The sequence below is a fragment of the Mesorhizobium sp. M8A.F.Ca.ET.208.01.1.1 genome (assembly GCF_004791315.1).
Lineage (GTDB): Bacteria > Pseudomonadota > Alphaproteobacteria > Rhizobiales > Rhizobiaceae > Mesorhizobium.
This window is the reverse complement of sequence record NZ_SRUT01000086.1, coordinates 1-387: the sequence shown is the minus strand read 5'-3', so window position 1 is coordinate 387 and position 387 is coordinate 1. Positions and strand designations below refer to the sequence as shown.

The window sequence follows — 387 nt, the reverse complement described above, 5'->3', positions numbered from 1 at the left end:
GCAATCCCTGTATCGGCAATAGGCGAAGGATCAGAACAAGATAAGAGCGACGTAAGGACTGTTGGCCGCCTCTTCCGTAATTCTCCATCTGCCTGGCGAGCCAAGCTGCAGTTTAGCTCAGCGGCCCCAGGGATGTCACCGGCACCCGACCTGGTCGGGCGTCCAGAGGGCATTTGAACCCCAGATCAAGGAGATTGTGAAATGCACAAATACATCATCGAACGGGAAATTCCCAAGGTTGGCACCTTCGAGCGCGAGCAGCTTCGCGACGCCTCCAAGGCCTCGAATGCCGTTCTCGCCGAGCTCGGCCCGGACATCCAGTGGGTGGAATCCTTCGTGACGGACGACAAGACCTTTTGCGTCTACCTCGCCAAGGATGAGGCGATC

General features: G+C 57.6%; 1 protein-coding gene. It reads left to right on the top strand.

Annotation, left to right across the window (positions count from 1 at the left end; genetic code table 11):
* Positions 1–201: 201 nt before the first annotated feature.
* On the top strand, positions 202–387 hold a 186-nt coding region (locus EN851_RS34400; protein ID WP_135931061.1), incomplete at its 3' end, for a DUF4242 domain-containing protein.